Origin of the sequence: Sandaracinobacter sp., assembly GCF_041909755.1 — a bacterium.
Lineage (GTDB): Bacteria > Pseudomonadota > Alphaproteobacteria > Sphingomonadales > Sphingomonadaceae > Sandaracinobacteroides.
In genome coordinates, this window is record NZ_JAYRCW010000107.1 from 1 (window position 1) to 7746 (window position 7746).

The 7746-nt window shown below is 70.9% G+C and carries 7 protein-coding genes; 4 read left to right on the top strand and 3 right to left on the bottom strand.

Features of this window, described 5'->3' with window-relative positions; translation table 11 throughout:
• The coding region (locus ACE3O8_RS11940; protein WP_374390025.1) for an NAD(P)H-hydrate dehydratase at positions 1-1459 on the top strand (1459 nt) is incomplete at its 5' end.
• On the opposite strand, the gene ACE3O8_RS11945 is transcribed toward ACE3O8_RS11940, so the two are convergent.
• Both ACE3O8_RS11945 and ACE3O8_RS11950 read right to left on the bottom strand, forming a co-directional pair.
• Complete coding sequence (locus tag ACE3O8_RS11945; RefSeq protein ID WP_374390027.1) at positions 1456-2022, bottom strand: GGDEF domain-containing protein; 567 nt, start codon at positions 2020-2022, stop codon at positions 1456-1458. The genes ACE3O8_RS11940 and ACE3O8_RS11945 overlap by 4 nt on opposite strands.
• Positions 2023-2034: 12 nt before the next feature.
• Complete coding sequence (locus tag ACE3O8_RS11950) at positions 2035-2571, bottom strand: SH3 domain-containing protein (RefSeq protein WP_374390029.1); 537 nt, start codon at positions 2569-2571, stop codon at positions 2035-2037.
• Between the two features lie 65 nt (positions 2572-2636).
• Here ACE3O8_RS11950 and ACE3O8_RS11955 point away from each other — a divergent pair, with 65 nt between their 5' ends.
• Genes ACE3O8_RS11955 through ACE3O8_RS11965 form a run of 3 tightly spaced genes read left to right on the top strand, consistent with a single transcriptional unit; the run spans position 2637 to position 7354 of the window.
• Positions 2637-3638 (top strand): 2-hydroxyacid dehydrogenase, encoded by a 1002-nt coding sequence (locus ACE3O8_RS11955; RefSeq protein ID WP_374390031.1) that lies wholly within the window; start codon positions 2637-2639, stop codon positions 3636-3638.
• An 18-nt stretch (positions 3639-3656) separates the two neighbouring features.
• Positions 3657-6065, top strand: a complete 2409-nt coding sequence (locus tag ACE3O8_RS11960; RefSeq protein ID WP_374390033.1) for a patatin-like protein — start codon at positions 3657-3659, stop codon at positions 6063-6065.
• Positions 6026-7354, top strand: coding sequence for a serine hydrolase domain-containing protein (locus tag ACE3O8_RS11965; RefSeq protein WP_374390035.1), 1329 nt, complete (start codon positions 6026-6028; stop codon positions 7352-7354). The genes ACE3O8_RS11960 and ACE3O8_RS11965 overlap by 40 nt, the downstream gene beginning before the upstream one ends.
• Here ACE3O8_RS11965 and ACE3O8_RS11970 read toward each other — a convergent pair.
• On the bottom strand, positions 7340-7746 hold a 407-nt coding region (locus ACE3O8_RS11970), incomplete at its 5' end, for an epoxyqueuosine reductase (RefSeq protein ID WP_374390037.1). The genes ACE3O8_RS11965 and ACE3O8_RS11970 overlap by 15 nt on opposite strands.

Sequence of the window (7746 nt, forward strand, 5' to 3'; positions counted from 1 at the left end):
CGTAGATGGCGGCCTGTCGGCGGTGCAGCCGAGCCCGATCCTGACCGCGAACGAGATGCGGGCGGCGGAAGCGGCCTGGTGCGCCTCTGGTGGGGACAGCTTTGCCCTGATGCAGCGCGCCGCGGCCGAAGTGGCTCGGCTGGCCGCGGCGCGGCTGCGTCCGGGCGGGCGGGTGCTGGTGCTGGCGGGGCCGGGCAACAATGGCGGCGACGGCCATGTGGCGGCGCAGTTGCTGCTGGACGCCGGGTACGACGTGCAGGTGACGGCGACCACGACGCCGCCGCCGGGTGGCGATGCCGCGCGCGCCCGGGCCGGGTGGAAGGGCCGCACGGGTCTGTCGGACCCGGCGGGTTTCGATCTGATCATCGATGCCCTGTTCGGAATCGGCCTGTCGCGCCCGCTGGAGGGCGATCCCGCCCGGCTGGCGCAGCTGGCCAATGCGTCGGGCGTGCCGATCCTGTCGGTCGATATCCCCTCTGGCGTGAATGCGGACAGCGGCGGCGTGCCGGGCGTTGCGATCCGGGCGACGGAAACGCTGACCTTCCACACGCCGAAGCCCGGGCATCTGCTGTTGCCGGGACGGACGCAGTGCGGGCGGCTTCAGGTGGCGGATATCGGCCTGCCCGCGCCGCACGACGCGATGCTGTTCCTGAACGCGCCCGGCCTGTGGCGGCTACCGGTTCCCGCGCCCGACACCCACAAATATGCGCGCGGGGGCGTCCTCGTCTGGTCAGGCCCGGAGTTCCGGACAGGTGCGTCGCGGCTGGCGGCGCAGGCGGCGCTGCGAGCGGGTGCGGGCGCGGTGACGCTGGTGGGGGATCAGGCGGCGCTGCGGGTGCAGGCCGCGCAGGTGACGGCGGTGATGCTGGCCGAAGGTGACGCGCAGGCCTTCGGGCGGCTTGCGGCGGGGCCAAAGGTGAAGGCCTTGTGCGCGGGGCCGGGTGCGGGGGCAGACGCGCGCTGCGTGGCGGGCGCGGCGCTGCAATCCGGCAAGCCGCTGGTGATTGATGCCGACGCGCTGACGGCCTTTGCCGGAGAGGCGGATCATCTGGCGCGCCTGGTGCGGCGGCAGGAACGGCCGGTGGTGCTGACCCCGCATGAGGGCGAGTTTGCGCGGCTGTTCCCGGCGCTGACCGGCAGCAAGCTGGAGCGGGCGCGGGCTGCCGCCGCGCAGAGCGGGGCGGTGGTGATCCTGAAGGGGGCGGACGGCGTGATCGCCGCGCCCGATGGCCGGGCCGCGATCAACGGCAATGCGCCGGCCTGGCTGGCGACGGCTGGGTCAGGCGATGTGCTGGCCGGGCTGGCGGCGGGGCTGCTGGCGCAGGGGATGGGCGGCTTCGAGGCGGCGGCGGCCGCCTGCTGGCTTCATGGCGAGGCAGGCGGGCGGCTGGGGCCGGGGCTGATCGCGGAGGATCTTTGCGGGCCGGTCCTGCGCGAGGTGCTGGGCGCGCTCGTCTAGGCGGGGGCGTCCTGCGTGGCGCGGGCGGTGTGCAGGCTGTCTGCCGCGGCTTCGACGGCGGCATCCAGATCATCCCGTCCGTCGCCCAGGCCGGTGCGGGCGCCGATGGTGGTGAGGACGGGGTGAACGCCTGTCAGCAGCACATGGGGGCGCTCGCCCGCCTCTGCGATGGCAGCGCGCACCTGTTCCGCCTGCGCGGCCGGCACGGCGGCGGCGAATTCATCGCCGCCCCAGCGGGCGAGTAGGCCGGGTTCGGGAACGGCGCCCGCCAGCCGTTCGGCGACCTGCTTCAGCAGCCGGTCCCCCACGATATGGCCGTGCGTGTCGTTCACGGCCTTGAACCCGACGAGATCGACAAGGATCAGGGCGCGCGGCCGATCCAGCGCATCCCAGGCGAGCGCGAGGCCGCGGCGGTTGGGAAGGCCGGTAAGCGGATCCTGCCGGGCCTCTTCCGTCAGCCGACGGATCAGCCGCCGCTGGGCAAGGATCACCCCCCCCAGCAGGAGCAGAAGCAGGACGGTGAGCGGCGGCAGCAGCCAGGCGAGCAGCATCAGACCCGTCATGCGCCGGCGGCCTCAGCCGATCTGTTCGCCGGGGTACACGCCGAAGCCATGTTCCCGAAGCAGATAGCCCGACCGCCCCTGGCCTTCGACCCGGCACCAGCGGTCGGCGCACATGGTGACGCGCATGACGACGCCCGGTTCGGCACGCAGCACGATGGGCGACGACAGATCGGGCCGCGCCCTCAGTTCGCGCGTCTGCTTCGTGATCTGGATGGTGCGATCGGTGTGGAGCATGGCGCGGTCCATCCAGCCTTCGGTGCCGTCGGCATCCTTCACCTTGCGCCAGACATTCCATTCGCTGACGACTTCCAGCGGCGTGCCGGGGCGCACGAACACCCAGGTGACGGGATATTCCTTGCCCGGCCCGGCGCGCATGTAGGCGCGGCCCGCCCGCAGCGAGGCGAAACGGGGCACCGGAAGGCCGGACCGGTATTTCAGTGCGTCCTTGTTGGTGGGCGTGGCCGCTTCATCGGCAGCCGGGGCGGGCGCCTCCTGCGCGGACGACGGGGCGGCGAGGAGGAGAAGAAGGATCGGCAGGGCGGCGCGCATGAACCTCCCCTGCCAAGCGCCGGGCAGCCTTGCAAGAGTCCGCAGGCCGGGCCATGCATGGCGACATGACTTCGCGCTTCCACAAATATGATCGCAAGCTTCGCGTTACGGTGTCCCGGCGGCTTCCGCAGGCGGTGGAAACGCGCATGGCGGAACTGTTCGACGTGGAGCTGAACTTCGCCGATGCGCCGCTGTCGCGCGAGGGGCTGGCGGCGCTGATGGCGGATGCCGACGTGTTCGTGCCGACGGTGACGGACGACATCGACGCCGAGCTGATCGGCGTTGCGGGCGAGCGGCTGAAGCTGATCGCCAATTTCGGGACCGGCGTGGATCATATCGACCTGTCGGCGGCGCGCGCGAAGGGAATCACCGTCACCAACACGCCCGGCGTGCTGACGGACGACACCGCCGACCTGGTGATGGCGCTGATCCTTTCCGTGCCGCGTCGCCTTTCCGAAGGCGAGAAGCTGGTGCGGGCGGGGAAATGGGCGGGATGGTCGCCGACGGCGATGCTGGGGCACCGGATTTCCGGCAAGCGGCTGGGGATCGTGGGAATGGGCCGGATCGGGCAGGCCGTCGCCGCACGGGCGCGGGCCTTCGGGCTTTCCATCCACTATCACAACCGGCACCGGCTGCCGAAGGTGGTGGAAGAGGCGCTGGAGGCGACCTGGTGGCCGACGGTGGACGCCATGCTGGAGCGGGTGGACATCGTGAGCCTCAACTGCCCCGAAACCACCGAGACCCACCATCTGATCAACGCCGATCGTTTGCGCCTGATGCAGCCGCACGCCTATCTGATCAACGCCGCGCGCGGCGCGCTGGTGGACGAGGAGGCGCTGGTTGCGGCGCTGTCGACCGGCGGGATCGCGGGCGCCGGGCTGGACGTGTTCGAGCATGAGCCCGCCGTGTCGCCCAAGCTGCTGAAGCTGCCGAATGTCGTGCTGCTGCCGCACCTGGGCTCCGCCACGTTCGAGGGGCGGCAGGCGATGGGCGAGAAGGTGATCACCAATATCCGCGTGTTCGCGGATGGGCATCGCCCGCCCGACCAGGTCCTGGCCGATTTCTGACGGCAGGCAGGGCGCCGCATGATCCGCGAGAAGGAGCTTCGTCTCGCGCTGGTCTGCTATGGCGGGGTGAGCCTGGCCATCTACATGCATGGCGTGACGAAGGAGTTGTGGAAGCTGCTGCGGGCGAGCGAGGCGCGCAAGCAGCACCAGCCGCAGCAAGGTGACAGCGAGCCGGTGTGGGCCGAGCTGCTGGATGCGTTTCGGCCGCATGCCGATCTCGCGGTGATCGTGGATATCCTGGCCGGGGCTTCGGCCGGCGGGATCAACGCGGTGCTGCTGTCGAACGCGATCGCACTGGGGCAGACGCTGGAGCCGCTGACCGACATGTGGCTGGACGAGGCCGATGTGGACCGGCTGCTGGACCCGGAGGCGCGTTCCGGCGGCAGCCTGTTCCAGCGGGCGGGCGCCTTCTACAAGGAGCCGGTCGCCTGGTTCGCGGCGCGCAGATCGGCCAGCCTTGCCTCTGTCGATGTGCCGGAGGTGCGGGCGGAAGTGGCCCTGAAGCTGGCGCGCTTCGTGCGGAGCCGCTGGTTCAAGCCGCCCTTTTCCGGCGACGTGCTGACGACGATGCTGGACAAGGCGATGGACGCGATGGCGGCCGGACCCGCCACGCGCCCGCTGATCCCGCCGACCCTGCCGCTGGACCTGTATGTGACGGTGACGGATTATTGGGGCGTGCAGGCGGAGCTGGCGATCCATTCGCCACACACCGTGACCGAGCGGGAGCATCGGCGTCTGTTCAGCTTCACCTCGCCCGCCGTCACGCGCAGGCATGGCGCCACGCGGGAGGCGCAGCTGGCGCCGCGCGGCCCCGTGGCCGCGCGGCCCGAACTGCTGCTGGCGGCACGGGCGACTTCCAGCTTTCCCGGCGCCTTTCCGCCCGCGACCATCACGGAGATCGACCGCCGCATGACGGCGCGGGGCGAGCCCTGGCCTGGCCGGCCGGCCTTTGTCGAGGCGCAGCTGTGGAGCGACCGGCCCCCCGAGGAGGTGGCGCTGATCGACGGCAGCGTCCTCAACAATGCGCCGTTCGGGCCTGCGATCGCGGCGCTGCGCATGCGGCCTGCCCACCGCGAGGTGGACCGGCGCTTTGTCTATATCGATCCGAAGCCGGGCATCGGGGATGCCGCAGACGCCTTCGCCCGGCGGGAACCCGGATTCTTCACCACCATGTTCCGGGCGATGGCCGACATCCCGCGCGAGCAGCCCATCCGCGACAGCCTGGACCAGATCAACAGCATGTCGGCCCGGATCCGCCGGCTGAAGGCGGTGACCGACGCGATGACGCCGGCCGTGGACGAGGCGATCCTGCGGGCGGTGGGCGCACGCTTCTTCCTGCTGGCGATCTCGTCCGAGCGGCTGTCGCGGGCGCGATCGCGCATCCAGTCCGTCGCGGCGAAGGAGGCGGGGTTTGCCTTTGCGGCCTATGCCCAGCTGAAGGTGCGGACCGTGCTGGACGAGGCCGGGACGCTGCTGTCGCGCGCGGCCGAGCTGGGGCCGGCAGACGCCGCGCGCCTGCGCGCCGCGCTGGACGAAGCGGCGGCGGCGCGGGGCGCCTTCGACCATGACGAAGCGACCGGGCGGAATCCGGACGGCAGCGGCTATGTCGGGCTGTTGAAGCAGCTGGACATCGGGTTCCGGGTGCGACGCCTGCGGTTTTTCGTGCGGCGGCTTTCGGCGGAAATCGCCGCCAGCACCAATGCCGAGGAACGGGCGAGCGCGGAGGCGCTGAAGGCCGCGCTCTATGTGGTGACGGCGCCGTTCGTGGCCCGGCGCGCACCGGCCGACCCGCCCGACATCCCGACGCTGGCGACGGCCGCGCGCGACCTGCTGACGGCGACGGGCGCGGAGCGGGCGGCGGCGGGCGGCCGGGCAATCGACACGCTGGCGGACACGCTGGGCCTGCGGGCGCTGGACGCGGACGCGGACCGGGTGCTGGTGGCGGCGGTGAACGATCCGGGGTTCGGAAAGGAAAGCCGGCGCAAGCTGATCCGGGCCTGGCTGGGATTTCCGTTCTATGACATCGCCATCCTGCCGATGATGCAGGAAGAAGCAGCCGACAGCTTCGAGGAGCTGAAGGTGGACCGCATCTCGCCCGATGACGCCACGCTGCTGCGGCCGGGCGGCGCGAAGGCCTGCCTGAAGGGCTGGCAGCTGAATGCCTTCGCCGCCTTCTTCAGCCGGGCCTATCGGGAGAATGACTATCTGTGGGGCCGTCTGCACGCGGCCGAGCGGCTGGTGGATATCGTGGCCAGCGCTGTCCCCGAAGCGTCACTTGACGGGCTGCGTTGGAAGCGCTTGCTGTTCGCCGCGATCCTGGCGGCGGAAAAGCAGCGGCTGGGTTCGGTGCAGCCACTGATCGCGGAGCTGGAAGGGAAGCTGGGGGAATGGGGCAGGGAGCCGACAGAGGGGATCGCGCGGGCCTGACGCTGGACAGGCGCGCATTGCTGGCAGGGCTGGGCGCGGCAGTCGCCACCACGGCCGCGGTCCCCGCGCTGGCAAGGGCGGCGGGACGTGCCCCGGCCTATCCGGCATTGCAGGCGCTGATTGACGCATATGTGGCGGAAGGGCTGGTGCCGGGCGCCGTGCTGGGCGTGGTGCGGCCGGGCCGGTTCGAACCGCAATGGCTGACATCCGGGACGACGGAATTCGGTGGCGGCGCGGCGGTCTCTCCGACGCGGTCGCTGTGGCGCATCTTTTCCATGACCAAGCAGGTGACGGGAATCGCCGTGATGCAGCAGGTGGCGGCTGGCCGGATCGGCATCGACACGCCGATCGCGGACATCATGCCGGAATTCCGCCGGCAGACGGTGCTGGTGGATCCGGCGAAGGGGCTGGAAAGCCGGCCGGCGAAATCGCCGGTGCTGGTGCGGCACCTGCTGACCCACACCGCCGGCTTCGGCTATACCATCAATGGCGATGGCCCGCTGGAAAAGGAATATCGGCGGCAGGGCCTTCAGCCGATGTCCGGCGGGGCGCTGATCGGGGCCGGGGAGCCGCCCGCGCCCGACCTTCGCACCTATATGGAGCGGCTGGCGACGCTGCCGCTGCTGTTCGATCCGGGCACGAAATGGCATTATTCCATCAGCCTCGATGTCGCCGGCGCGCTGCTGGAACGGCTGACGGGCCGGTCGCTGGATCGGGTGTTCGCCGACCAGTTGTTCGATCCGCTGGGGATGCGCGACACCGGATTCTGGGTGGATGCCGCGCAGCAGCAGCGGCTGGCGGGGCTGTACAGCTGGCGGGGGCCGGGCTGGAAGCTGCTGGAAAAGCCGCAGCTGATCGACGGGCCGCAGAAGAGCGAATGGGCCAGCCGGCCGGTGATGCTGGCGGGCGGAGCGGGCCTGGTTTCATCCGCAAGCGATTTCGCGCGCTTCCTGCAGATGCTGCTGAACGGGGGGATGTTCGAAGGCCGGATGGTGATGCCGCCCGGCGCCGTGCGGCTTGCCATGTCGAACCTGATGGACCCGGGCACGAGCTTTGGCTGGGAACAGGGCTTTGGCGCGGGCGGGCGATCCGTGCAGGTGGAAACGACGGCGCGCCACCCGGATCGCTATCCGGTGGGCGTGTGGGGCTGGGGCGGCGCGGCAAGCACGCTCGCCCATGTCGATCCGGTGCGGCAGATCGGAGTGGTGCTGATGCTGCAATCGCTGGGCAACGAGAAGGGCCCCAAGGAAGAGCGGCTGAACCGCGCGATCGCCTCAGACCTCGCCTGACAGGCGGGCCTCTGCCCAGCGGGCCGCCTCTGCGACGACCTCATCCTCGTCTCCGCGCAGGGCGCGGACGGCGGGCAGCAGGCCCGCCAGGCCGCTGTTGCCGGCCGCATAGAGGCAGTTGCGGACGAAGCGGTTGCGGCCGATGCGCTTGATGGGGGAGCCTGCGAAGATGGTGCGGAAGCCGGTATCGTCCAGCGCCAGCAGGTCTGCGAGGTGGGGGGCCGCCAGTTCCGCGCGCGGATGGAAGGCGGGGTCTGCCGGGAATTGCGCGTGGCTGTTCCAGGGGCAGGCGTTCAGGCAATCGTCGCAGCCATAGATGCGGTTGCCCAGCGCCGGCCGGAATTCGGCTGGAACCGGCCCCTTGTGTTCGATGGTGAGGTAGGAAATGCAGC